We start from the raw sequence: 624 nt of genomic DNA on the forward strand, positions 1-624 counted from the left end.
GCATCACCACCCGCCGCATACAGGTAGCTCGTCGTCACCGCCGGATCCGCACCCGCCGGATCCATCGACCGCGACACGATCCTGCCCGACGCATCACGGACAATCCGCACCACCGTGCCATCGTCATACGTCGTCCCCACATGCCGGTTCGCGGCGTCATACGAGAACTGCATATCGCCCAGGCGAACAGTGTTCCCCCGCACGTCATACACAATCTCCGACGCCGCCAGACCATCCGCCACCGTCGTCGCACCCGGGATCGCCCCCGTCACCGACGACGACAACAACCGATCCGCCCAGTCATAGCAATACGACGTCGACGTCGACACCGCAGCCTGACCCGGCGCCGTCCACACATCCGTCAGACCCGTCCGGTTCCCCGACATCCCCGCCGCCGCATTCGGACCACACCCACCCGACGACCCGAACCCATACGTGAACTCATGCCCCGGAATGGTCGCCGACACCAACCGCCCAGCCGCGTCATACCCGTACGTCGACGAATACGACGCCGACCCCATCGACGACTGCTGCTTCACCACACGCCCCGACTGCGAACGCACCACAGCATCCGACACGACCTGACCACCGACCAGCCACTCCTGACCGACCACCCGCTCCGCC

At 66.0% G+C, this 624-nt stretch carries 1 protein-coding gene; it reads right to left on the reverse strand.

Annotated features, from left to right (window positions below; all coding sequences use genetic code 11):
* Positions 1–539, reverse strand: a 539-nt coding sequence (locus GZ64_RS18965) for a hypothetical protein (protein ID WP_197020502.1), incomplete at its 3' end; no start/stop codon positions are given.
* Positions 540–624 lie beyond the last annotated feature (85 nt).

The organism is Microbacterium sp. Cr-K32, from assembly GCF_000708345.1.
GTDB classification, from domain to species: domain Bacteria; phylum Actinomycetota; class Actinomycetes; order Actinomycetales; family Microbacteriaceae; genus Microbacterium; species Microbacterium maritypicum_A.